The 23,864-nt window shown below is 45.5% G+C and carries 19 protein-coding genes, 1 tRNA gene and 1 pseudogene; 13 read left to right on the forward strand and 8 right to left on the reverse strand.

Translation table 11 applies throughout. The features are described from left to right. Positions 1-97: 97 nt before the first annotated feature. On the reverse strand, positions 98-1,522 hold the full coding sequence (locus LG368_RS05905; protein ID WP_226753812.1) for an RNA-guided endonuclease InsQ/TnpB family protein: 1,425 nt from the start codon (positions 1,520-1,522) through the stop codon (positions 98-100). Positions 1,523-1,595: 73 nt separating this feature from the next. On the opposite strand from LG368_RS05905, the gene tnpA reads away from it, so the two are divergent. Together tnpA and LG368_RS05915 are read left to right on the forward strand one after the other, a co-directional pair. Continuing rightward, positions 1,596-2,045: an IS200/IS605 family transposase gene (gene tnpA, locus LG368_RS05910; protein ID WP_226753813.1), complete on the forward strand. Its 450-nt coding sequence runs from the start codon at positions 1,596-1,598 to the stop codon at positions 2,043-2,045. Positions 2,046-2,909: 864 nt separating this feature from the next. Beyond that, a pseudogene (locus LG368_RS05915) lies at positions 2,910-4,262 on the forward strand (sensor domain-containing diguanylate cyclase). Positions 4,263-4,274: 12 nt separating this feature from the next. On the opposite strand, the gene LG368_RS05920 reads toward LG368_RS05915, so the two are convergent. Beyond that, positions 4,275-5,276: an ecdysteroid 22-kinase family protein gene (locus LG368_RS05920; RefSeq protein ID WP_226753814.1), complete on the reverse strand. Its 1,002-nt coding sequence runs from the start codon at positions 5,274-5,276 to the stop codon at positions 4,275-4,277. A gap of 145 nt (positions 5,277-5,421) precedes the next feature. Between LG368_RS05920 and umuD the strand changes: the two genes are divergently transcribed. From umuD to LG368_RS05940, 4 genes are all read left to right on the forward strand, one after another. Then, positions 5,422-5,868 carry a translesion error-prone DNA polymerase V autoproteolytic subunit gene (gene umuD, locus LG368_RS05925; protein ID WP_226753815.1) on the forward strand — a complete coding sequence of 149 codons (447 nt, stop codon included), beginning with the start codon at positions 5,422-5,424 and terminating at the stop codon, positions 5,866-5,868. Continuing rightward, the gene (umuC, locus tag LG368_RS05930; RefSeq protein ID WP_226753816.1) at positions 5,868-7,136 is read left to right on the forward strand and encodes a translesion error-prone DNA polymerase V subunit UmuC; all 1,269 of its coding nucleotides are present in this window, start codon (positions 5,868-5,870) and stop codon (positions 7,134-7,136) included. The genes umuD and umuC overlap by 1 nt, the downstream gene beginning before the upstream one ends. 278 nt (positions 7,137-7,414) lie before the next feature. Then, the gene (gene purT / locus LG368_RS05935) at positions 7,415-8,605 is read left to right on the forward strand and encodes a formate-dependent phosphoribosylglycinamide formyltransferase (RefSeq protein WP_226753817.1); all 1,191 of its coding nucleotides are present in this window, start codon (positions 7,415-7,417) and stop codon (positions 8,603-8,605) included. Between the two features lie 259 nt (positions 8,606-8,864). After that, positions 8,865-9,203 (forward strand): thioredoxin family protein, encoded by a 339-nt coding sequence (locus tag LG368_RS05940; protein WP_226753818.1) that lies wholly within the window; start codon positions 8,865-8,867, stop codon positions 9,201-9,203. Positions 9,204-9,341: 138 nt separating this feature from the next. On the opposite strand, the gene LG368_RS05945 is transcribed toward LG368_RS05940, so the two are convergent. Continuing rightward, a tRNA-Arg gene (locus LG368_RS05945) sits at positions 9,342-9,418 on the reverse strand. A 132-nt stretch (positions 9,419-9,550) separates the two neighbouring features. Here LG368_RS05945 and LG368_RS05950 point away from each other — a divergent pair. Next, the gene (locus tag LG368_RS05950; RefSeq protein WP_226753819.1) at positions 9,551-9,880 is read left to right on the forward strand and encodes a c-type cytochrome; all 330 of its coding nucleotides are present in this window, start codon (positions 9,551-9,553) and stop codon (positions 9,878-9,880) included. A gap of 17 nt (positions 9,881-9,897) precedes the next feature. Here the strand turns inward: LG368_RS05950 and rep are convergent, their stop codons facing one another. After that, a complete protein-coding gene (gene rep / locus LG368_RS05955) occupies positions 9,898-11,946 on the reverse strand; it encodes a DNA helicase Rep (RefSeq protein ID WP_226753820.1) in 2,049 nt (682 codons plus the stop codon). Positions 11,947-12,137: 191 nt separating this feature from the next. Further along, positions 12,138-13,055, reverse strand: a complete 918-nt coding sequence (locus LG368_RS05960) for a bile acid:sodium symporter family protein (RefSeq protein WP_226753821.1) — start codon at positions 13,053-13,055, stop codon at positions 12,138-12,140. A gap of 475 nt (positions 13,056-13,530) precedes the next feature. Between LG368_RS05960 and LG368_RS05965 the strand changes: the two genes are divergently transcribed. Then, on the forward strand, positions 13,531-15,465 hold the full coding sequence (locus LG368_RS05965) for an FAD-dependent monooxygenase (protein WP_226753822.1): 1,935 nt from the start codon (positions 13,531-13,533) through the stop codon (positions 15,463-15,465). Positions 15,466-15,592: 127 nt separating this feature from the next. Here the strand turns inward: LG368_RS05965 and LG368_RS05970 are convergent, their stop codons facing one another. After that, positions 15,593-17,104: a YifB family Mg chelatase-like AAA ATPase gene (locus LG368_RS05970; RefSeq protein WP_226753823.1), complete on the reverse strand. Its 1,512-nt coding sequence runs from the start codon at positions 17,102-17,104 to the stop codon at positions 15,593-15,595. 121 nt (positions 17,105-17,225) lie between these two features. Between LG368_RS05970 and LG368_RS05975 the strand changes: the two genes are divergently transcribed. Next, complete coding sequence (locus LG368_RS05975; RefSeq protein ID WP_226753824.1) at positions 17,226-17,456, forward strand: TIGR02450 family Trp-rich protein; 231 nt, start codon at positions 17,226-17,228, stop codon at positions 17,454-17,456. A 59-nt stretch (positions 17,457-17,515) separates the two neighbouring features. Here LG368_RS05975 and LG368_RS05980 read toward each other — a convergent pair whose 3' ends face one another. Further along, positions 17,516-17,758: an accessory factor UbiK family protein gene (locus LG368_RS05980; protein WP_226753825.1), complete on the reverse strand. Its 243-nt coding sequence runs from the start codon at positions 17,756-17,758 to the stop codon at positions 17,516-17,518. A gap of 516 nt (positions 17,759-18,274) precedes the next feature. On the opposite strand from LG368_RS05980, the gene glnK reads away from it, so the two are divergent. The 4 genes from glnK to radA all read left to right on the forward strand — a co-directional run bounded on the left by glnK (position 18,275) and on the right by radA (position 23,022). Then, positions 18,275-18,613: a P-II family nitrogen regulator gene (gene glnK / locus LG368_RS05985; protein ID WP_110576897.1), complete on the forward strand. Its 339-nt coding sequence runs from the start codon at positions 18,275-18,277 to the stop codon at positions 18,611-18,613. A 37-nt stretch (positions 18,614-18,650) separates the two neighbouring features. Further along, positions 18,651-19,916: an ammonium transporter gene (locus LG368_RS05990; RefSeq protein WP_226753826.1), complete on the forward strand. Its 1,266-nt coding sequence runs from the start codon at positions 18,651-18,653 to the stop codon at positions 19,914-19,916. A gap of 175 nt (positions 19,917-20,091) precedes the next feature. Then, positions 20,092-21,618 carry a carbon-nitrogen hydrolase family protein gene (locus LG368_RS05995; protein WP_226753827.1) on the forward strand — a complete coding sequence of 509 codons (1,527 nt, stop codon included), beginning with the start codon at positions 20,092-20,094 and terminating at the stop codon, positions 21,616-21,618. A 15-nt stretch (positions 21,619-21,633) separates the two neighbouring features. Beyond that, the gene (radA, locus tag LG368_RS06000; protein WP_226753828.1) at positions 21,634-23,022 is read left to right on the forward strand and encodes a DNA repair protein RadA; all 1,389 of its coding nucleotides are present in this window, start codon (positions 21,634-21,636) and stop codon (positions 23,020-23,022) included. A 112-nt stretch (positions 23,023-23,134) separates the two neighbouring features. Here the strand turns inward: radA and LG368_RS06005 are convergent, their stop codons facing one another. Beyond that, the gene (locus LG368_RS06005; RefSeq protein ID WP_226753829.1) at positions 23,135-23,764 is read right to left on the reverse strand and encodes a COG3904 family protein; all 630 of its coding nucleotides are present in this window, start codon (positions 23,762-23,764) and stop codon (positions 23,135-23,137) included. Positions 23,765-23,864: the final 100 nt, after the last annotated feature.

The following is a 23,864-nucleotide window of genomic DNA, read 5'->3' on the forward strand; positions in this document are numbered from 1 at the left end:
GCTAAAGCTATCGAGTTTCCAAGACAAAAACCTAAGCTAATGTCCTTTGTTGTAAGAAAGGTTGGTGCAAGACTTGCCACCGAGTGGTGGTCTGACGTCAGCTTTTTTGCGCGAACAAACAAGGTGACATTTCCGAAGAAACAGCCTCTAACTTTCCTGATTTTTTAACTGATGACAGCTCATTCACCAGTGGCGGGGATACCGCCTTCTTCTTTCTAATTGCCGTCTTCTTACGAGTTTTTGCTTTGTCAGCAAACGTAGACTCTTTGATGTAAGTCACAGCGCGTTGTGCTATTACTTTTGCTGCATTTTCGTCAGCGTGAAATGTGCCACATCCGTTCAGGCAAACCAGCGTTGATTGATTTGGCCTGGTGGTGTTTTTGGTTTTGCATACGTGACAGGTTCTTGATGTGTAAGATGGGTTTACTTCGACCACCGCCTTTCCATGGTCGCTAGCCTTGCACTTGATGTACGTGCCAAGCCTCCCAAGAGACACATTGAGCAAAGAACGGTTTAGGCCGCTTTTTGCTTTGCCATTATTCTTAACGTATTTGCGACCTGTTGCATTGCGCTTAGGCTTTGCCTTGCTCGTCATGTTGACTAACTTTAAATCTTCCAAGCTAATGATAGGCTTGGCCTGCATGACGATTTCTTTAGAAATGGTATGGCAAAAGTTCTCGCGGATATTGGCCGTTTTGCTGTCTAATTTCGAAATCTTGACGGCCAATTTCCGTTGCCCCTTGGATTCGCAACGGTGCTTATTTTTGTTTTTATTGAGGCGTTTTTTGTTCGATAAAATACGTTGATAGCGCGCTTTTCTCTTATTGAGCGCTTTTAGTTTGGCGGTCTGCGTGGGGCTGTAAGCATATCGTGCGCCCTCACTGGTGCAGGCAGGAAGAACGACACCACGGTCAATCCCTGTGATCTGCGCAAGTAAATCATCGTCATTACAGCCTGCAAAGCCACCAAGCAGCACTTCGTTTGTGGGCAGTTCTACACCATCATTATATGACCCAGAAAGAGTAAACTTTTCTCCCAATCTTGAGACTCTAAATTGCTTACAGAGTTGATCTGGTGCGTAGCTTAGTTGAATCGAAAACAGCTTTTGCCGTTTCTTAGTCGCATTGTCAAAGAAGGTTAAGAGCGTTTTGTTTTCATTGAGCGGCTCAAGAACGAACATTTCTTTTGTGATCAATGCGCTGCGCTTTTTGCCGCGCCCCTTCTTTTTGGGGAACTTACGCAAACCTACACGAGAGGCTTCTACGTCAGAAAACGCAAGGCTTGCTGCATTGCGCATAATTTGGGGAGGAATTTCCTTTAAGAAAGGTAGATCCTGATTTGTGCGTATGTGGCTGTAGGCTTGATTGATGCGTTCTCCCTTACTCTCAGCAAGCAAGCTCACATACTCAGATAGCTTCTGATTGCGCATAACATTGGACGCACCAATCCACTGGGCAAAGCAAGTAGCCTGACGGCCACTTAATTTGTCAGAGATATTGATGCTAAATCCACGTATTGCCATGCGGAAGATGCCTTGTAATGTGTGTATGGACAGACTAAACTATCTTGATTATTAAATCAAGTATGAGGTTAATATGTACGAATGGAGAACAGGAAGAAGTTGTGTTTATAAAAACCAAGTTCATCTAGTGTTTGTTACGAAATATAGACGATCTGTTTTTACCTTAGAAATGGGTGAACGTCTTCGTGAGGTGTTTTCTGAGACTTGCGATCAAATGCAATGCGAGTTGATGGAGTACAGCTTTGAGGACAATCATGTGCATTTGATGGTGCAGGCACATCCTAAAGTAGCGATATCAAATGTGGTCGGAAAGTTGAAAGGCAAATCTAGCTACGTACTACGCAAAGAGTATTGGGAAAGCGTTCGCACCAAACTGTGGGGTGATCGATTCTGGTCGCCAAGCTATTGCGTAGTTTCATGTGGAGGCGGCAGTTTGGAGCAAGTGGCCGCCTATATTGAAAGCCAGAATAAACCGCCCTCTAGTAAATCTGTCAAACAAAGTAAAGCCATCAGCAAGCAATAAAGCTTCGCTTTACGTAAGGCTTAACTCGCCGCTAAAGCAAGCGAGAATGCGCCTTAGCCTTGTTCAATCGGCGTAAAGACAAATCGAGAATGCACTATGGAACAGCCCATTTTATTAAATCAAGCAAACTTACCACTTCTTCCTGACGACGTTGTCTGTCCTATCTAATCAAAAGAACGATACTCCACATTAGCCCTTTTCCTTAATAAAGGGGCTAACTCTACTCAAAGAACCTATCTTTTCCATATGTCATTACTCGTCACTTCATTACTACAGACCACCTCATCAATGATCGCAATTGTGGTGCAATAGAAGCTTATCCATACAACTAGACGCTTTTTTGCCCATATCATCTAGTTTTATGCTTAAATATTCTTTTAGGTTGGGTGGTGTAACAGAGTAAGTCAGGTCGTCATTGCCCTCGCAACACCTGCAGATAAGAGAAAGATATTGAAAACAATTCATTTACGCTGGTTGATTATTGCCCCCTTTGTGGTGCTTGCTTTGCTTGCAGGCATTTTTATGGTGCTTTTATCCTCATCGACGATAAATGAATTGGCTTACTTGGTTGGCAAACAATATATCCAAGAAGTGGAAAACCGCACTCATGATCGGGTCAAAAACTTTATGGCGCCGTTGAACAGTACGCTTCAAATTAACGCCAACGCTTTTCAGCATCACCCAGAGTGGATGAAAGATTTATCCTCCGTTGCTGGTCGGTTTTATGAGCAAGCACAACCCTATAAGCAAATGACCTTTATTTCGGTTGCTACTGCCAAGGGGAATTACCTAGCTTCGTCTCAAGACCCCATTGCTAAGGGTAAACACAATCTTGCCGCCAATTTTGTTCACCAGCCATTAGTGATGGAAGGTTTCGAGTTTGATCCTGTGACCTATATTGGCAACAAAATCACCTCCGATCCGACATTCCCCTATGACCCCAGAACACGCCCCTTTTATCGCGATGCGGAAAGAGCGGGAACTGTGGTTTGGAGCGATATAGCCCCTTATTATGGTCACCCTACTCTTGGTGTTGGCTTGTCTGCGCCGATTTACGATCAACATGGTGACTTACTGGGTGTTACCGCCACCAGCATTGCTCTGGTTGAATTAGATGATTTTTTAAAGTCATTAACGCTGGTAAAAGGGGCCTATGTTTTTTTAGCTGAAACCAACGGTAACCTTATCGCATCCTCAGAACCTGAGACCTTATATGACAATAAACAAGGCTTCTTTACTCGACTGAATCTTAAAACACACCCTAACCCTGCTTTTCAACAAGCAGGGCAATACCTAGCCAGTCGTTCTCAGACACTGACGGCGAACGGCGAGACATACCTGTATTTCTTACGACCTATTGAGCTTGCACACAATAAAACATGGATTGTTGGTACGTTAATACCCAACGAGCATCATAAAAACATGCTTATGGGCTACGCGAAGTATCTGCTTTTCATCACGTTTATTTTGTTGTGTATTATCGGTTTACTTGGCTCTATTATCGCTCATTACATCGGTAAGCCCATTAAGCAACTTAATGACGCGGCCAACGGTAACAGTCTTGAGCGAATCAAATCGTTACCCCATCCTTTGAGCCGTATTGATGAGATCAACTCACTCAGCCATGGCTTAACCACCATGGCAACGGATTTGTCAGACGTCATGCACAATCTAGAGCAAAAAGTGATGGATCGCACCGCCCTATTACAAGGGGAAAATGAATCTTTAACCATGACCTCTATGATGGATGAGTTAACTCAACTCTATAATCGACGAGGCATGAATCTCGCCATTGACGACATCATTAAGAAGCATCATCGATCTGGATTGCCTTTTGTCTTTGTAATTTGTGATATCGACCACTTCAAAAGCATCAATGATCAACTTGGACATACCACTGGCGATGCGATACTGACTAAGACAGCGCATCTATTAAAGGCACATTCTCGTTCAAATATCGATATTGTGGCACGCTATGGTGGGGATGAGTTTATTATGGTTTTTCCCGATATCGACTTGAGTTACGTGTTGAAAAAGCTCAATACCATCTTATTTAAGTGCCGTACATAAATCGATATTGAACAAACAGTGACGCTAAGTTTTGGTGTGGTTCACTCTAGTGAAGTAAAGGTCATGTCACTGCACAACCTTATTAGCCACGCCGACGACAAGCTGTATCAGGCAAAAAGAAACGGCCGTGATACCATTGTGAGCTAAGAGTGTCCATATTCACTGCCCATACAACTGATCCAGCGCCTGTTCCGTCAGCTTTTGACTGAACTCAGTATTCTTCGTATGACTTGGCGACCAGCCGATAATAAAGCGATGGAAGTCGGCCCAAGCGATCATAAATAAGGCTTGCCATTCGTCTAGCACATCATGAACAAACGCTTGAGACTCGCCTTGTGCCATTAGCTCACGGCCCAGTTCAGAAAAATACTGCGCCAGTAGGTAATCCATATTGTCTGCTAAAGCCTGTTCTGACAAGGCTCCGCCTAAAAGATAGGCAAGATCTTGAACGCCAACACCGCCCCCAACATATTGAAAATCGACGGCTGCAACTTGCTGATGAAAAGGTGAGAAACAAAAGTTCGCCACTTTCGCGTCACCATGAACGATGGTTTTAAAGCGTGCTTGATCTAGGCACTTAGCCAACGCCGCTGCTGCGCTTTTAAGCCGACCGTTTGCCATTGCCGACCATTCATCAGGTCTAGTATCCAGGTGCCAGTACGTCCCTTTTAACCACAACCCTTGCGGCCAATTTATTGCTGGCGATTCATGGAGGAAACGCGCATGAAAAGACGCTAACCAGTGAATACAAGCAATAAGCTGGTCAATATTGCCCTCTTCGTATCGAGCTGAGTAGCCTGATGCGTCTAGGTCTTCGAGTAGGGTCAAACGTTGGCCTGTGTCTTCATTGTAAGAATCGCCATAGCAACATGCCACACGAGCAGATGGAGGACATTTCGGTGCCCATTTGCGATACCAATATTGCTCAATATCGTAAGAACGCACCTTACGTTGATGAGCAAGATCAGAGTGCCAACCTCTAGGGTGATTCACTGCCTTCGGAAAAGAACAATGCTTAATGATTACCGACGTAGGGGCTTCTTTCCCCGTTAAAGAGTAACGGACAACCTCGCCGTACCCACTCCATAAAGGTTGAATAACATGCTCTCGTTTTACCGTATCCGCCCTGCAGTGGCGTTTAATAAAGATCTCTGGGGTCATAATGTTCATCGTGTTGCTATGGAAAAGTACGATATTTTACCTGTAAACAGGTCGCTAAACGGCTTTTTTCCTCCTTAGAAAGGCGTTGATCTTTTCCTGTCATTAAAACTATACTGTATATATATACAGTATTTTAGGTTTTATTATGCGTGTTTCTTACCTTGGTGTCGCTGAGTCAACAGCCTTTATCAATACCAACAGTGTGCGTATTCCTCTTTATACAGAAAGCGTCTCGGCAGGCTTTCCCTCACCGGCACAAGACTTCGTCGAACGATCCCTGGATCTCAATGAGTATTGTGTTTCACATCCCACAGCAAGCTTTTTTGTCCGTACACAAGGGGACTCTATGATCGACGCGGGGATTTTATCTGGGGATGTCTTACTCGTCGATAAATCTTTAACCGCTCGCCATGGCGACACCGTTATTGCCTGTATTCACGGCGAAATGACGGTAAAAGTACTGGAACTAGAGCCTCATGTACTGCTGCAACCGAGGAACAAGGCATACAGAGCCATTCAAATCACCGAAGAATCTGGACTTGAGATCTTTGGGGTCGTCACCAGTGTTATCCGCAAATACGAGCGCAAATAATGCAAACGGCCTTTGCACTGGTCGATTGCAATAACTTCTACGCCAGTTGTGAAAAACTGTTTCGACCCGACCTCAAACACACTCCTGTGGTGGTATTGTCCAATAATGATGGCTGTGTTGTCGCACGTTCGAAAGAAGCAAAAGCACTCGGCATTAACATGGGTGTACCTTTGTTTCATATAAGAGAACAAATTAAGCAACACGGTATCGTGTGTTTTTCTTCTAATTACGCCCTGTACGCGAACTTATCAAATCGAGTGATGACCATTCTGGAGGAAGAAGCGCCCCAGGTAGAAATCTATTCCATCGACGAAGCTTTTATGGACCTTACAGGACTTGATCCGATCGTAGACCTGCTAACATTTAATCAACACATCAAGGCAAAAATTGACCAATGGACTGGTATTACGGTGGGTATTGGCATTGCTCCGACCAAAACACTGGCCAAATTAGCCAATCATGCTGCCAAAAAATACCCCGCAACCGGCTCAGTCGTGGATTTAATGTGCCCTCACCGTCAACGTCGATTGATGTCCATCGTCGATGTGAGTGAGGTATGGGGGGTTGGCAAACGACTGTCTCAGCGCTTAAAAGCACAAGGTATCCATACCGCATTGGACTTGGCAAATGCGAACCCCAAAGCAATCCGTCGAGATTTTTCCGTTGTTCTGGAGCGAACGGTTTGCGAACTCAATGGTATCTCTTGCTTGGCGTTGGAAAGCCATCACCCAACGAAAAAGCAGATCGTTTGCAGCCGTTCTTTTGGCCATAAAATCACAGATAAAGCCGCACTGCGTGAAGCCGTAGCAAGGTACACAACCCGAGCCGCTGAGAAGCTACGCGACGAAGGCTGTCTTTGTCGTGTTGTGAACGTGTTTATTCGAACCAGCCCCTTTGTGTCTGATGAGCCGCAGTACTCAAAAACACTGACAGCAGAACTGCCCAGCCCAACGGATGACACACGCGATTTACTTGAGATCACAAACGCTATTTTTCAGCAGCTCTATCGTGATGGGTTTCGCTATGCAAAAGCAGGTGTCATGCTGACAGATTTTTATGAGCGAAAGTGCTTTCAGTCCGACCTTTTTAACACGTCACACAGCGCAAAATCTGCGGCACTCATGACGGTTGTTGATCAGATCAACCAGAGCGGACTCGGTCGTGTCTTTTTTGCATCGCAAGGCACCTCTTCTACGTGGTCGATGAAAAGAGAGCATTTATCGCCGGCTTACACCACCCGATGGGACAACCTAAAAACGGTGTATTAACCATTCATTTATTCACCTTTTAGAGTAAATTACATATCAAAAGTCAAAGGCCTTTCGGGACAACATGCTTCATGACAATCATTGAGATTAGCCGTTGGGCACCAGAAAAATCGGTTAATATGTTGTCATAAAATCGTTGGTAAGCATGTATGTTGATTTATAACCAAGCGGTTGTTTATGTAGGATGATGGCTGTAGAACCTCTTAATCACCATCGCCTTATCTGATAGTATTTGCGACCTAATATCTCACCATTTTATCCATATAAGAGTGAATTACATGTCAGATTCCATTTTAGGTACGGCAACATCAGCAAGTGCAACGAAGGCATTATTATTAGGCTCAGGCGAGTTAGGCAAAGAAGTGGCCATAGAGCTGCAGCGCTTTGGTATCGAAGTCATTGCTGCGGACAGTTATGAAAACGCGCCAGCCATGCAAATTGCACATCGCTCTCATGTTGTCAGCATGTTAGATGGCAAGCGTTTAGAAGACATTATCCGCTTAGAAAAACCGGATTTTATCATTCCTGAAGTGGAAGCCATTGCAACAGATACCTTGCTTGAATTGGAGCAACAAGGTTTTAATGTTGTACCGACGGCTCGTGCTGCGAAGTTGACCATGGACAGAGAAGGCATTCGCCGTTTAACCGCTGAAACCCTAGGTGTGAAAACCTCGCCTTATATTTTTGCCGATACCAAAGAGGAGTACTTACAAGCGGTTAAAGAAATTGGACTGCCTTGTGTGGTGAAACCTGTTATGAGCAGTTCAGGCAAAGGCCAAAGCGTGGTAAAAAGCGAAGCGGATTTGGATGCGTCATGGACTTACTCTCAGGAAGGCGGCCGCACAGGCAAAGGTCGTATTATTATTGAGGGTTTCGTGCCTTTTGATTATGAAATCACCTTATTAACCGTGAGCGCGGTGGATGGTATTCACTTCTGCGCGCCAATTGGCCACCGACAAGAAGATGGCGATTACCGTGAATCCTGGCAACCACAAGCCATGTCTGAAACGGCATTACAAAAAGCACAAGCCATTGCGACAAAGGTCGTCACTGAGTTAGGTGGCCGTGGTTTATTTGGCATGGAATTTTTTGTAAAAGGCGATGAAGTCTATTTTAGTGAAGTCTCCCCTCGCCCACACGATACAGGGTTAGTGACCTTGGTATCACAGGACTTATCTGAGTTTGCATTGCACGTGCGCGCTATTTTAGGCTTCCCTATTGGTAACATTACACAATATGGCCCTTCCGCTTCTAGCGTAATTTTAGGCAATGGCACATCACAAGATATTCGCTTTGAACAGGTCGCCAATGCACTAGGCAAAGTCGCAGGTTCACAAATACGTTTATTTGCAAAACCCAATATTAACGGTGGTCGTCGTTTAGGTGTCGCCATTGCTCGTGGTGAAAATATTGAGCAAGCGATTGATAATGCAAAATCCGTCAGTGGTGCGGTGAATATTCTTTATTAACGCGGTATAAATAGGGGCAGTATCAAAGGAATGGTACGCCCGAGAGGGTTTGAACCTCCGGCCTTATGAGATCAGATTGAACATACGACACAATAATAAGACTAGACGATGGTTGGTGTTCTGCTGTTAATAGAGAGCCCTGCCTTTGCACTCTTTATGAAAACCACCCTTAGATATGCAGTGAGTTCGGAATGAAGTCTGAGGAATATGCTGATATATTTAATATCGCTGAAATGTAGAATTCATAAGAGGTCATACTATGCAAGCCAGTACAATAGGGTTTAATCCCGACTATTCAGAGGAAGCGCCAGCGTTTGAAGACATTCAGGCGCTTAGTGGATACTCTATTTTGGAGTTCGGTACGCCTTGGTGTGAATATTGCCAAGCCTCTCAAGCCGCTGTTGAAGGTGCTTTGAAAGAAAACCTAGCACTGTTGCACATCAAAGTTTTTGATGGCAAAGGCAAGCGTCTGGGCCGCCAATTCGGCGTAAAACTTTGGCCAACACTGATTTTATTGAAAGACGGTGAAGAAGTGGACAGAATTGTTCGCTTTACCTCACTTGATGAAGTTGTAGCGTTGTTGGGGCGACAGCTTTAACTCATTGTCGAACACTTTAAGCAGATGAGACAAGTTGTAACGGGTCAATCCGTTAAAAAGCCCCTAAAAGGCAAATGCGTTTATTTAGATAGAATAGAGAGAAAATTACTGGCTAAGTCTTTGAATTAATAGGAGAAGTGGTACGCCCGAGAGGATTTGAACCTCCGGCCTTCGCCTCCGGAGGGCGACGCTCTATCCAGCTGAGCTACGGGCGCATGTCTTGGTAACGCAGTAAGCAATCTATATTGACTTAAGTTGCGTATTCTAAAGGAAATTACTCAGGATTCCAGTGCTTAATGACACAAAGCATTAGATAATAGCGTTTTTCTTCTGATTTGGGGTAAGGGATGTTTTTTACGGCAATGCGTTTAAAAAAAGCGACGCTTGGGTTATTGGCTTTCGCGCTTCTTACCAGTAGTAACATAGCCAGTGCAGAGCGTTCCGGCGAAAAAATATTCTACTCCTACTGCGTTGCCTGCCATATCAGCGGCGTCGCAGGTGCACCAAAATTAGGCAGCAAAGCGGACTGGCAACCTCATATTAATAAAAGTATGGCCACTTTACTGAAAAACTCGATCACCGGCATTAAAGCGATGCCACCCAGGGGAATGTGTTCTGACTGCACGGACCAAGAGCTGGAAAACACTATTCAATTTATGATCGACAGCACCAAATAGCACGTTTATCAGACGGGTTAACCATTCAACATGGCTTTGAGTGCTGATAATGAGGCTTGTCCACGCTCCCTTTTCGCACTTTCACCTTCATCACCTCGTCCTTCCCAAACCAAATCCTCTTCCGGCAACTCGTCTAAAAATCGACTCGGCAAACAATCTATCTCCTCACCATATTGGCGACGTTTTGATGCCATGGTAATGCACAGGGTCTTTTTCGCCCGTGTAATTCCCACATAAGCCAACCGACGCTCTTCTTCAATATCATCACTTTCAATGCTGTTACGATGAGGTAAAAGCTCCTCCTCACAACCCAGTAAAAACACATGAGGATACTCAAGCCCTTTGGAAGCATGTAAGGTCAATAGTTGCACTTTATCTTCGTCTTCCTCTTCTTCCTGACGCTCTAGCATATCAATCAATAGCAACTTACTAATCGCCTGATCCAGACCGGCCGTTTCATCTTCTTCCCATGCGGACTCCATCATGCGCTGAATAGACTCCAGCAGAAAGCGCACGTTTTCGATACGACGATCACCCGCTTTTGAAGAGGACGTTTGTTCTTGAATCCAGCCATAGTAATCCATATCGTGAATCATCTGCTCGATGACAGGCACGGGCGATGCACCCTCTAATCGTTGACGCAAGGTAGACAGCCAGTGTTCAAATTCCCGTAGACTTTTAAGTGAGCGACCCGACACTGTTTCTTCCAGCTCTTGATAGCCCGATGCCTCAAACAAGCTGATTCCTCGTTCAGCAGCCAGATTACCCACTTTTTCTAACGTAGCCGGTCCAATTTCTCGACGTGGCAAATTCACAATACGTAAAAAAGCATTATCATCCGATGGATTCACTAAAAGGCGCAGATACCCCATCAGATCCTTGATCTCAGCGCGTGCAAAGAATGACGTACCACCGTTCATTTTGTAAGGAATACGATAAGCTTGCAGCTTGATTTCTAACAAGCGCGCTTGATGATTACCACGATATAAAATAGCAAAATCTCGGTACGGAATATCATGACGAAGATGACGGCTCTGAATTTCTGCCGCAACACGTTCTGCTTCCGAATCTTCATTACGAGTCACCATCACGCGAATGGGGTCCCCTACTTCATGGTCACTCCACAGGGCTTTATCGTGAATGTGTGGGTTATTGGCAATCAGCGTGTTAGCGGCTTTTAATATGGTCTTGGTTGAACGGTAATTTTGCTCTAACTTAACCAATTTAAGCGTTGGGTAATCCACTGATAAGCGCTCTAAATTTTCAGGGCGAGCGCCACGCCACGCATAAATAGACTGATCATCGTCCCCCACCAAGGTAAAACAACAACGAAAACCCGCCAACAAACGAATTAATTCGTACTGACTGGCGTTGGTGTCTTGGCACTCATCCACCAGCAAATAACGTACTTTTTTCTGCCAGCGGTCCCGTAACTCTTGATCAGCCATAAGCAAACTGACGGGCAGCAAAATAAGGTCATCAAAATCCACCGCATTATAAGCACGCAAATATCGCTGATATTGCACATATACCTGCGCCGCCAACAAAAACTCCTCCGTGTCGGCGTTGGTCATGGCCTCTTGAGGTGTAGTCAGGTCGTTTTTCCAATTCGAAATCGTATGCTGACAATAAGCGGCAGAATCCATTTGTCCATTGAATTCCTTATCTAAAATTTCTTTTACCAAGCTCAACGAGTCTTGCGCATCAAACAGCGTAAAGCCTTCTTTTAAGCCTGCGCGACGAAATTCTTTGCGTAAAATACGTAACCCCAGATTATGAAAGGTCGAAATACTCAAGCCTCGACTTTCGGCTTTTGACAGCATGCCAACCACTCTCTCTTTCATCTCGCGAGCGGCTTTATTGGTGAAGGTCACCGCAATAATGCTACTGGCTTTAAAGCCACAGGTTTGAATCAAATACGCGATTTTTGTCGTAATTACACTGGTTTTACCTGAACCTGCACCCGCCAACACAAGCAGAGGACCATCAATCTTTTTTACAGCATCAAGCTGACGCTCATTCAAATTGCGCAGACGCTGGGAAATAGATGGTAAAGACTGACTCATGGAAAAAACCTGGCTCTAAAGCGGTAGAAAAACAGCCCTAAGTGTAACCGACATCGACATTCCTCGCACCGTGTTAACTTACTGCCCCGAACAAAAAAAGGAAGCGAATCGCTTCCTTTTTAAACCCAAATTTAAGACCCAAAAACGGCTTGATAGGTGTTAAGCCATTTTACTCTCTTTTTAGTCGTTAACTAATCTGACGTCTCATTTTCAACAGGACGACGACTCCAATAACTTGCCAAAAGCGAACCTGAAATATTGTGCCATACACTAAACAAAGTACCAGGCAAAGCCGCCATTGGTGTGAAGAACTGCACCGCCAGTGCCGCGGCTAAGCCGGAATTCTGTAGACCAACCTCAAACGCAATTGTGCGACTTACTTTGGTATCAAAACCGAGTAATTTTGTTACCCAGTAGCCCAAAGTCAAACCAATCGCATTATGAATAATCACTGCGGCGGCAATCACAGCGCCCACTTGAATAATCTTCGAGGCACTCAACGCCACTACAATGGCAATAATCAGCACAATCGCAAACATAGACACATAAGGAAAAATGGGTTCGGCTTTGCGCACATACTGTGAGAAAAAGGTATTAATCAACACACCGCCCGCGACAGGCAAAAGAACGATTTTAAACAAACTCATCAGCATACCAGCAACAGGCACATCGACACTTTGACCAATCATCAGAGACACCAAAAGTGGCGTCAATATCACGCCTATTAGAGTGGAAATCGCTGTCATGGAAATCGATAAAGCCGTGTCGCCTTTGGCTAGATAACACATCACATTCGACGAGGTACCGCCCGCTACACTTCCCACGAGCAACATTCCCACTGTCAGTTCGGTATCAAAACCAAACGCCAACGCCACGCCAAATGCAGCAATGGGCATCACTAGAAATTGCAATAACACCCCAACACCCATAGCGGTACGATTTTTCAATACCTGCTTAAAATCGGCTGGGCTTAATGTCAAACCCATTGCCAACATGATAATGGTCAACAGTGGCACGATTTGCCCTTTTAAACCGACAAACCAATCAGGTTGGAAAAACGCGACGGCCGACAACAACAAAGCCCAGAGGGGAAACAGCTGAATTACCATACTATAAAACTCCATTTATGCTGTAAGGTTCATCATTTCGACTTAACCAAACAAGCAAAGATTAATCATTATTTTTTTTATCCATTTAATCGTTGCTTAACTTATTAATGCCCATCAAAAAAAGAACAAAAACAGCGACGTAACCCACAGACGCAAGCAAGAAAAAAGGGGTACTGATTGTATAGAAATGCTTCTCATTAAAACAGCATCACATTGAATATTAATGCGCATTTTTTCCTTAATGAGACACTGCAGAAGCCAGCGTCTTCTCCATCTTCCGATAACTCAACGGGACTCCCGAATACAGTGAAAGCCCCAAACACAGTGAACACCCTCCCCTACTAAGACTCGTTGGTGTACTTAATATAAACCAGTCTAGTAGGCCATTTTATATTCATTGACAGCAATCAACTTAACATGTTAATTATATTTCTATGTTGTAGCTTTGAATTATAAAAATCAGAGGATCATAGTAATGCAATATCATTTGAATGGTTTTAAGCCCGGTAACTACCAAGTTTCTGATAAAGCTCGCAAGCCTTATCCCAATCCCGAAATTGTCGACTTGCCAGAGCAAGTAGATGTTTTAATTGTTGGTACAGGCCCTGCTGGCCTGACGATGGCAAGACAAATGTCAGAGTTTGATGACATCACAACATGCATTGTGGACATGGCACCGGGGCCATTACTTTTCGGCCGTGCCGACGGCATTTCATGTCGTACTATAGAAATCATGGAAGCCTTTAACAGCAGTGAAATGGTTGTGAAGGAAACTTACCAGTTGAAGCAAAACACTTTCTGGGAACCAGATACTGAAAACCCTAATAACATAAAGCGAACCGAGAAAATTTCTGACGCAAGAGCAGGGTTATCTGAATTCACACACGGTATCGTAAACCAAGCACGTCTACATGAATTATTAATTGACGGTATGCGCAATACCGTTACCCATTTAGAACCCCACTACAGCCGTGAACTTGTTGATTTAGTCATAGATGAAGACTTAACCCAAGATTTAGCTGCCTATCCAATCACAGCCACTTTTAAACGTATTGATGAAGCAGGCAACGGAAAACTTGAAACCATAAAAGCTCGCTATGCAGTCGGTTGTGATGGTGGCCGTAGTCGTGTTCGTAAAAGCTTAGGCATTAATATGCAAGGCGATTCCGCCAATAAAGCATGGGGGGTCATGGACATATTGCTCAATACAGACTTCCCTGATATTCGAGTGAAGAGCTTTATACAATCTAAAGATCATGGTGCTGTGATGACCATTCCTCGTGAAGGTGGTTACCTTTGCCGTTTCTATGTGGAATTAGATCATATTGACAAGGACAAGCGCGCCAGTGATGTAAAATTGACAGAAAAAGATTTGGTCGCAAAAGCCCAGAAAATCTTTCATCCATACAAACTTGATGTCAAAGAAGTCGCTTGGTGGTCTATTTACGAAGTTGGGCAACGCATTGCAGAGCGCTTTGATAATCGCCCACTTGGTTCCTCAGAAGACATCATTCCTCGTGCGTTTGTAGCGGGTGATGCTTGCCATACCCACAGTCCAAAAGGAGGATGGGGGCTCAATACATCTTTACCAGATACCTTTAATCTAGGATGGAAGTTAGCGTCTGTCTTGCAAGGCAAATGTGACTCTAAACTGCTTCATACCTATGAAACAGAACGTCGCAAAGTTGCTCAACAACTGATTGATGCAGACCGTGAGTTATCTAAGCTCGTTGCTACACGACCTGCAGCAGGTGAAAATACTGATCAGGCAAGAGTAGACACAGCCAAAATTGAAGCCTTTATGAAGCGTCAGAGTGGTTTTGTTTCTGGCGCATCCATTGAGTATTACCCCTCTTATCTTTGTACCGGTCAAGAAAATCAAGCATTGGCGACTGGGTTTAACATCGGTCAGCGCTTTCACTCTGTTGAGGCTCAACGAACAGCAGATGGTCGTATCCAACACCTTGGGCACTTGGTGAAAGCGGATGGGCGCTGGCGTTTGTTTGTCTTTGGCGGAGAGCAAAAGCCAACAGACACGTCTTCAGAAGTGTTTAAGTTGATTGACTATCTGGCAAAAGACAACACTTCCCCTGTGGTGAAATATACACCAAGTGGCGCCGATATTGACTCAGTTATTGATACCTATGCGATCTTCCAACAAGAAGATTTATCAATGCATGACTTACCTGAGTATTTATGGCCAGCTAAAGGGAAATATGGCTTACATGACTATGAAAAAGTGTTCCAAAAGTCCGCTAAACACGACCCTTATAGCCTAAGAGGCATCAATACAGAAAAAGGCTGTGTGGTTGTGGTACGACCAGATCAGCATGTTGCCACTATTCTTCCTTTAAGTGCTCATCATGAGTTGGCTCAATTCTTTGATCATTTCATGATAGAGCCAGAGTAAAGCGTTAGTGGGCTCAGAAAGTCATATTATCTGAGCCCACAATTTGGTCGCACTGACAGTTCTACCACACTGATTGTTCTACCAAACTGACAGTTTTACCAAAAAAATGTTAATACGAACAATTTCCTTAATGAGACACTGCAGAAGCCAGTGTCTTTTCCATCTTCCGATAACTCAACGACTCCATAAGGTGTGCTCTGGTCACGGGTGAACCGTTCAAGTCCGCCAAAGTTAACGCCACTTTAAGCACCCGATGATAAGCCCGTGCCGAAAGCTTAAGTTTTTCAAGCGCATGTTGCATAAACGCTTTGTCGTCTTCACTAAGCGCACAGATGGCTTCCAATCGCCGGCCACTGAGCAATGCATTCTGTACACCTTGTCGACTACGCTGACGTTCCACCGCTTTTTCGACTCGATGTCGCACTTGATCGCTGCACTCACCTTCCTCTTGCGCATTAACCAACACCCCTGAAGGCAAAGGTGGCACTTCCACATGCAAGTCAATTCGATCTAAAAAAGGGGCCGAAAGTTTTTTGAGGTATTTTTGGCTAGCGCTCGATTGATAGTAATCTTGCCCACCACTGTAGGCTTCATTACTGGCGTTCATCGCAGCGACCAGTTGAAAGCGAGCGGGGAAAGTCACTTGGCTTCGCGCACGAGAAATATGCACTTCACCATTTTCTAAGGGCTCACGCAGTACTTCGAGCACTTTTCGATCAAACTCGGGCAATTCGTCTAAAAATAATACCCCACAGTGGGCTAATGACGCTTCTCCAGGCTTAGGCATGGATCCTCCTCCTACCAAGGCGGCCGCCGAACAAGAATGATGCGGCGACCGAAAAGGACGTTCTGACCAGTGCCAATCTAGCCCCATTTTCCGACCCGCGACTGATTGCACCGACGCAACAGCCAAGGCTTCAGCCTCTGTCATCGTAGGCATAATGCTGGGTAACCGAGAAGCCAACATGGTCTTTCCCGTTCCAGCAGGACCGATAAATAACAGGTTATGCCCTCCCGCTGCGGCAACTTCAAGGGCTCGTCGTGCCTGATATTGGCCTTTTACATCACGCATATCTTTGTGGTCAGGAAGAGGGGCATCACTGGGTAAAGAAACGCAGGTGGGTAATTGAGCCTGTTTCAGTAAGTGTGCCGTTACCTGCGTTAAATGCTTAGCAAACACCGCATTACTTTCCACAAGCGCCGCTTCTTGTTGATTGTCTTCTGGCAAAATAAGCTGACGATGCGCCTGATGGCAAGCAATCGCAGAAGGCAATAATCCTGGCACACCTCGCACTTCACCCGATAATGCCAGCTCACCAATAAACTCTGTCTCTCTCAACTCAATATCACCTAACTGCCCAGAAGCGACCAAGACACTGATCGCAATAGCAAGGTCGTAGCGCCCCCCTTCTTTGGGTAAATCGGCGGGTGCAAGGTTAATGGTGACTCGTCGAGTAGGAAACTCAAAATGGCTGTTGATAATCGCACTGCGCACACGGTCTTTTGCTTCTCGCACCGCCGCTTCCGGCAAACCAACAATATTAAGCGCTGGTAGACCATTCGAAATGTGTGTTTCAACGGTAACTAGGGGGGAAGACACGCCAACACGGGCGCGGCTATAAATCGTCGCAAGACTCATGATCACTCCTTGATCGTCATTGTTTCTAAACATCCATCGGCAATCCGGCCAGTGAATGTGTGCGTATTCTTATGCGCACCGTACATTTTCATTCTTGTTTATCGACAAAAAAGAGGCTCGTATGACAACAACCAAACCTCACCGTATTAACCCAAACAAACTGCTCTTATCGAAATGGACATCCAACTCGCCACAACAAAAAGAAAAACATTTTATTGTGACCAAGCTGCATCGGGACGAAAACGAGGTCGTTATAGCGTGTATTCTAGAAGCGGTTATCAATAAAAACCAATATCAACTGCCTTGGCAAGACTTAACTTCTGTCGAAAACTGGCAACAAGGCTGGAAATGATACAAGCACCCCGTTGCCAGCACACTGTTTATGGGCAAGATACCTTGTCATGCCCTACTCTATTCTTGGTTTTGCTCTAACTCTTGTAGACGGGCTTCTAATAGCGCAAGCTTTTCGCGGTACTTCGCCAACATCGCTTCCTGCACTTCAAACTCTTCTCGGGTAACCAAGTCCATTTTACTCAAAGTATTACGGGCCACCTCATGAAGGTGCACTTGAATCTCTTCTTTTGGTAATTTGCCCAGCGTTTCAGCCGCTTGCTCTAAACCGGTTCCCAGTTGCTTTATAAACTGATCTATCATGACATCCTCGTTCCTATATCAATTAACACAACAATGCATACAGCGTATGTTTGACCATAGTCATTAAGTGTAAGGGGTTAGTCATAAATAGTATAGAAAGCCAGTCGCAAAATACACTGAGGATCGATCGATACAGGCTTTGTAAATCGCCTCTTTTTTGTGCGTTTCAGTAGGATCTCCGAGAAAAAGAAAACCACTCAGCCTGCTCGTTGATCACTTGGTGCGAAAAAAACACTTCCCTCAAAGCACCCTAAAAAAACAATAGTTTCAACACGTTAACGCTTCAAAGTAAAAAGCCCATACCTAGAACGCACCAAAAAAATGCATCTTAAAACACAAACAGCCCAATATGCCGCACTAAATCCGTTCATGGTGAGCACTTTTTCTGTCTCAATACCAACATAATCCTGACAAAGCCTTTAATACAAAGGCTTACTCATAGATGGCACGCATATTGAATAAAGCTTGTTACCTGCGATACGACAATAAAACTGACTTTTTAAGGAGACAGTGGGTATGAAGCTTATTACTGCCATCATCAAGCCATTTAAACTCGATGATGTTCGAGAAGCACTTTCTGAGATTGGTGTTCAAGGGATCACCGTCACAGAAGTCAAAGGTTTCGGACGTCAAAAAGGCCACACAGAACTGTACCGTGGCGCAGAATATGTCGTCGATTTTTTACCGAAAGTAAAAATTGAACTTGCCATTGCAGACGACATGACGGACCAAGTGGTTGAAGCCATTACGAGTGCAGCAAATACAGGCAAAATCGGCGACGGTAAAATCTTTATCGTTAACCTTGAGCAAGCGGTTCGTATTCGTACCGGTGAAACGGGCGTCGAGGCTGTTTAATCACAGCCGACTTATATAAGCCTTAGGGGGGCGAAACATGCAAGATCAAATTTTTCATTTACAATATGCCATGGACACCTTTTATTTCTTGGTGTGTGGCGCACTCGTTATGTGGATGGCAGCTGGGTTTGCCATGCTGGAAGCCGGTTTAGTACGTGCTAAAAACACCACAGAAATTCTTACCAAGAACGTGGCTTTGTTTTCCATTTCTTGCATCATGTATCTAATTTGTGGCTACTCTGTCATGTACGGTGGCGAGTGGTTCCTTTCTGGCATCCAAGACGTAGACGTTGCATCTACTTTAACGGACTTCGCTGGTCGTGACGGTGGCTTCGAAGGCGGCTCTATCTACTCTGGTGCATCAGACTTCTTCTTCCAAGTGGTGTTTGTTGCAACCGCCATGTCTATCGTATCCGGTGCCGTGGCTGAACGTATGAAGCTGTGGGCATTCCTTGTCTTCGCGGTTGTTATGACAGGTTTCATCTACCCAATGGAAGGTAACTGGACATGGGGCGGTGGTTCTGTCTTTGGTATGTTTAGCCTAGGTGACCTTGGTTTTACTGACTTTGCTGGTTCCGGTATCGTTCACATGGCTGGTGCTTCTGCAGCGCTTGCTGGTGTCTTAGTACTTGGTGCTCGTAAAGGCAAATACGGTCCAAACGGTGAAGTACGTGCAATCCCAGGTGCAAACCTACCCCTTGCAACATTGGGTACTTTTATCCTTTGGTTGGGCTGGTTCGGTTTCAACGGTGGTTCTGTTTTGAAACTGGGCGACATCGCCAGCGCAAACTCGGTTGCTATGGTGTTCTTGAACACAAACGCGGCCGCAGCCGGTGGTGCTATTGGTGCCTTGTTTATCGCACGTATCTTGTTTGGCAAAGCCGATCTTACTATGTTGCTTAACGGTGCATTGGCGGGGTTGGTTGCTATCACAGCCGGTCCAGATACACCAACCGCACTGGGTGCGACGCTTATTGGTATTGTGGGTGGCGTGATCGTTGTGGTTTCTATCCTGACACTAGACAAGCTTAAAATCGATGATCCAGTGGGTGCCATCTCTGTTCACGGTGTGGTTGGTCTTTGGGGCTTGCTAGCTGTGCCACTAACTAACGATGGCACTACCTTCGGCGGACAAATCGCTGGTGCTCTTACCATCTTCGTTTGGGTATTCGTAACAAGCCTTGTTGTTTGGTTGGTCATCAAAGCCATCATGGGTGTTCGTGTTAGCGAAGAAGAAGAATACGAAGGCGTTGACCTTTCTGAATGTGGTATGGAAGCGTACCCAGAATTCAGCAAGAAATAAGCTAATCGTTTAACCACTTGGTTAAAATACAAAACCCTCGCCTTGGCGGGGGTTTTGTTTTTTCAAAGACAGCGTATTATTCCACCCTATTCATCTGGCACCCATTGGACAACGACCTCCTAGCCGCTGCAAAAATGGCCTTGCCGATACGACTCAACAGAGGACACTGTGTTCTATGAAAGAAGATCTACATTTAACCATACGTAACCTTACCAACAACGACTACGACCAGGTCAAAACGCTCATGGATAAGGTGTATCACGACATTGGTGGCGCTTGGCCTGAACACACCATACACAAACTGATTAAGGACTTTCCTGAAGGTCAAATCTGTTTAGAAGACCACGGCAAAATCGTCGGCCTTGCCCTCTCTGTTCAAGTCAGTTATCAAAAATTCAGTAACCCTCACACCTACGATGACTTAATCGACCAAAAAGAAAACATCTTAAACGATGACTTAGGCGATGCCATGTATGGTTTGGATGCGTTGATTGCACCAGAATATCGTGGTTACCGTCTTGGTCGTCGACTTTATGAAGCTCGAAAAGACTTGTGTCGTCAGCATAATCTCCGTGCCATTCTGGCAGGCGGTCGTATCCCGAATTACCACGAACACGCCCATGAAATGAACCCCGCAGAATACTTAGAAGCGGTTCGAGAGCGTCGCATCTATGATCCCATCTTGACCTTTCAATTATCGAATGACTTTCAGGTCACCCGTTTGTTAAAGCGCTATATGCCGGAAGATGAAAAGTCTCAAGGGTATGCCACGCTACTGGAATGGAAAAACATCTTCTTTGAGCCCGACACCAATGTCATTCGTTCCCGTAAAACTCAGGTGCGTATCGGCGCCATTCAATGGCAAATGCGGGAAGTAGAAAGCGTTGATGAACTGCTCAAACAGGTTGAATACTTTATTGATGCCGTATCCGATTACAAAAGTGACTTTGTGCTTTTTCCCGAATTCTTTAACGCGCCACTTATCGGATTAAGCCCAGATCAAAGCAACCAAACCGAAGCCATTCGCTTTTTGGCCAGTTTTACAGAACGCTTTAAAAACGAGATGTCACAGTTTGCTGTCGGCTACAACATTAACGTCATCACCGGCTCCATGCCATTAATCGAAGATGACATTGTGTACAACGTCAGCTATTTGTGTCGCCGTGACGGCACCGTGGAAGAACAAAGAAAAATCCACATTACCCCCCACGAACGTCGTGATTGGGTTATCCAAGGGGGCAATGAAATCCGTGTGTTCAACACCGATGCAGGACGTGTAGGCATCTTAATTTGTTACGATGTGGAATTCCCAGAACTGGGGCGTTTACTGGCAGAGCAAGACATGGACATTCTGTTTGTCCCTTTCTGGACAGACACCAAAAATGGCTACTTACGCGTGCGTCGTTGTGCCCAAGCTCGCGCTATTGAAAACGAGTGTTACGTGGTCATTTGTGGCAGTTGCGGCAACTTACCTCAAGTGGAAAACTTGGATATTCAATACGCACAGAGCTCGGTCTTTTCACCGTCTGACTTCTCTTATCCCCACGATGCGGTTATGGCAGAAACCACGGCCAATACCGAGATGATCATGTTCTCTGATCTAGACTTAGACAAGTTAAAGCTCACTCGCAGCGAAGGGTCAGTGAACAACTTAAAAGATCGTCGTACTGATCTTTATGCGTTAAATTGGAAGAAGAAATAATAAACAAGGACGATTATGGCTAAGATAAAAACCGCTTTTGTCTGCAATGAATGCGGTGCAGACTACGCAAAATGGCAAGGACAATGTTCGTCCTGCCAAGCATGGAATTCATTGTCTGAAATACGCTTAACGTCAGGCAAAACCTCCGCCCGTGTTTCCGCGACACAAGACCCACGCTATCAGGGTTACGCTGGGGCGGTAACCGGCATTCAGAATCTATCCGATGTGGATTTAGGCGATGTGCCACGCTTTAGCTCTGGTGCCAAAGAGTTCGATCGCGTACTCGGTGGCGGCTTAGTGCCCGGCGGCGTAGTACTGATCGGTGGCCACCCTGGTGCGGGTAAAAGTACCTTACTGTTGCAAACCATGTGCTGGTTAGCGCAGCAGCAGGCGGCATTGTATGTCACTGGGGAAGAGTCCTTGCAACAAGTGGCCATGCGCGCCCAACGTCTTGGCTTGCCGACACAGAACCTAAAAATGCTCTCGGAAACCAACGTCGAAGCCATTTTGACCATTGCTCAGCAGGTCAAACCCAAGGTGATGGTCATTGATTCCATACAAGTTATGCACCTTGATGGCGTCGAATCCGCACCTGGCAGCGTGTCGCAGGTGCGCGAAAGCGCTGCGGTGTTAACGCGTTTTGCCAAGCAAACACAAACCGCGGTATTACTCGTTGGTCACGTCACGAAAGATGGCTCTTTGGCTGGGCCAAAAGTGCTTGAGCACATGGTGGATTGTTCTGTTTTGCTAGAAGGCTCCGAAGATTCTCGCTTTCGTACCTTACGCGGGATGAAAAACCGCTTTGGTGCCATCAATGAGTTAGGCGTGTTTGCCATGCTGGAAAATGGCCTTAAAGAGGTCAAAAATCCCAGTTCAATCTTTCTCAACCGCAGTAATCAGCCTGCTGCCGGCAGTCTAGTGATGGTCGTATGGGAAGGAACGCGGCCACTGCTGGTTGAGCTCCAGGCCCTTGTGGATGATTCTGCCTTAGGCAACCCAAGACGCGTCACTGTTGGATTTGATCATAATCGCTTAGCGATGTTACTGGCCGTATTACACAAACACGGTGGTTTACTGACCTCTGATCAAGACGTGTACCTTAATGTCGTTGGCGGTGTAAAGGTATTGGAAACCAGTGCCGATTTAGCCGCCATTGCCGCTGTGGTATCAAGCTTTCGTGATCGTATATTGCCCCACGACCTGGTGGTATTAGGGGAAGTTGGGTTATCAGGGGAAATACGACCTGTACCCTCAGGCCAAGAGCGCATCAGCGAAGCCGCCAAACACGGTTTCACCCGTGCGGTCGTCCCCAAAGCCAACTGCCCGAAAAAGCCTATTGAAGGCATGAAGGTGATTGGTGTTGACCGCTTGTCTGAAGCGCTCGATGCGATTTTTGAAAACTAACCACAAATACAAATAAAGCACAGGACAAACAAAGCGCAGGGCAAAAAAGCCTAAGCTGGCACGCAATACATCCTCACATTGGGTGTATTGCGTGAGTCAATCCGTGAAAGGTTTATTGCGTCACCAATTGGAAATCGTACACCTCTTCTGGTGACAAGAAATAGACCCTTTCAGCAGGTGCGGCATCGAGTGAAAACCAATAGAAGCGTTCTGGTACGCCCATTTCTAAATAAAAATTCACGTAGACAGCGTGAACCGGATCGGCCATATTCAGTTCTTCGGCTGTGGTTGTCGTACCGTCTGACCAAGCATGAACACCGACGCCAGCGCCAGAGCCTATGGTGCGATTCACCCCACCTAGAAATAAGTCAACGCCACCAGACAAGACATAACCCGTCGGCGCAATGTGCGTATTCAACCCTAAACGACGAATAAGACGCGCCCCTTCCATCGTTGCTTGTTGATCAAGAGAACCTGGCACATCTACTAGCATGACGTCTGTCACATTAGGGTGTGCTTCCACCATGTCTTTCAAGGAGTCAACCAAGTCGCTGCCGAGCACACCAAATACATAAGCCGTGTTGCCCTCCACTTCGATCTGCAAACTTTGTGGCGAATACTTCGCTTTTTGATAGGCTGTACTTTCTGGGGAATCAAAAAAGGACGAGCAACCACTCAAAAAGAGTATGGCGAGGAAACCTAACCACGGCATCGTTCGAACAATATTTTTTGGAGAAGTCATGACGCACCCAGCACAAAGAAAAAAACATCATAGCACTGCGAAATGAGAGGGCAAAGGAGGTGCAAAGAAAAAACAGAACCGTTTACCAAAGGTAAACGGT

It is taken from the genome of Marinomonas algarum (genome assembly GCF_020532605.1).
GTDB lineage: Bacteria > Pseudomonadota > Gammaproteobacteria > Pseudomonadales > Marinomonadaceae > Marinomonas > Marinomonas algarum.

Coding starts and splice junctions, on each gene's coding strand:
- LG368_RS05905 (WP_226753812.1), bottom strand. CDS start 1,522: ATGGCAATACGTGGATTTAGCATCAATATCTCTGACAAATTAAGTGGC.
- tnpA (WP_226753813.1), top strand. CDS start 1,596: ATGTACGAATGGAGAACAGGAAGAAGTTGTGTTTATAAAAACCAAGTT.
- LG368_RS05920 (WP_226753814.1), bottom strand. CDS start 5,276: ATGACCCCAGAGATCTTTATTAAACGCCACTGCAGGGCGGATACGGTA.
- umuD (WP_226753815.1), top strand. CDS start 5,422: ATGCGTGTTTCTTACCTTGGTGTCGCTGAGTCAACAGCCTTTATCAAT.
- umuC (WP_226753816.1), top strand. CDS start 5,868: ATGCAAACGGCCTTTGCACTGGTCGATTGCAATAACTTCTACGCCAGT.
- purT (WP_226753817.1), top strand. CDS start 7,415: ATGTCAGATTCCATTTTAGGTACGGCAACATCAGCAAGTGCAACGAAG.
- LG368_RS05940 (WP_226753818.1), top strand. CDS start 8,865: ATGCAAGCCAGTACAATAGGGTTTAATCCCGACTATTCAGAGGAAGCG.
- LG368_RS05950 (WP_226753819.1), top strand. CDS start 9,551: ATGTTTTTTACGGCAATGCGTTTAAAAAAAGCGACGCTTGGGTTATTG.
- rep (WP_226753820.1), bottom strand. CDS start 11,946: ATGAGTCAGTCTTTACCATCTATTTCCCAGCGTCTGCGCAATTTGAAT.
- LG368_RS05960 (WP_226753821.1), bottom strand. CDS start 13,055: ATGGTAATTCAGCTGTTTCCCCTCTGGGCTTTGTTGTTGTCGGCCGTC.
- LG368_RS05965 (WP_226753822.1), top strand. CDS start 13,531: ATGCAATATCATTTGAATGGTTTTAAGCCCGGTAACTACCAAGTTTCT.
- LG368_RS05970 (WP_226753823.1), bottom strand. CDS start 17,104: ATGAGTCTTGCGACGATTTATAGCCGCGCCCGTGTTGGCGTGTCTTCC.
- LG368_RS05975 (WP_226753824.1), top strand. CDS start 17,226: ATGACAACAACCAAACCTCACCGTATTAACCCAAACAAACTGCTCTTA.
- LG368_RS05980 (WP_226753825.1), bottom strand. CDS start 17,758: ATGATAGATCAGTTTATAAAGCAACTGGGAACCGGTTTAGAGCAAGCG.
- glnK (WP_110576897.1), top strand. CDS start 18,275: ATGAAGCTTATTACTGCCATCATCAAGCCATTTAAACTCGATGATGTT.
- LG368_RS05990 (WP_226753826.1), top strand. CDS start 18,651: ATGCAAGATCAAATTTTTCATTTACAATATGCCATGGACACCTTTTAT.
- LG368_RS05995 (WP_226753827.1), top strand. CDS start 20,092: ATGAAAGAAGATCTACATTTAACCATACGTAACCTTACCAACAACGAC.
- radA (WP_226753828.1), top strand. CDS start 21,634: ATGGCTAAGATAAAAACCGCTTTTGTCTGCAATGAATGCGGTGCAGAC.
- LG368_RS06005 (WP_226753829.1), bottom strand. CDS start 23,764: ATGACTTCTCCAAAAAATATTGTTCGAACGATGCCGTGGTTAGGTTTC.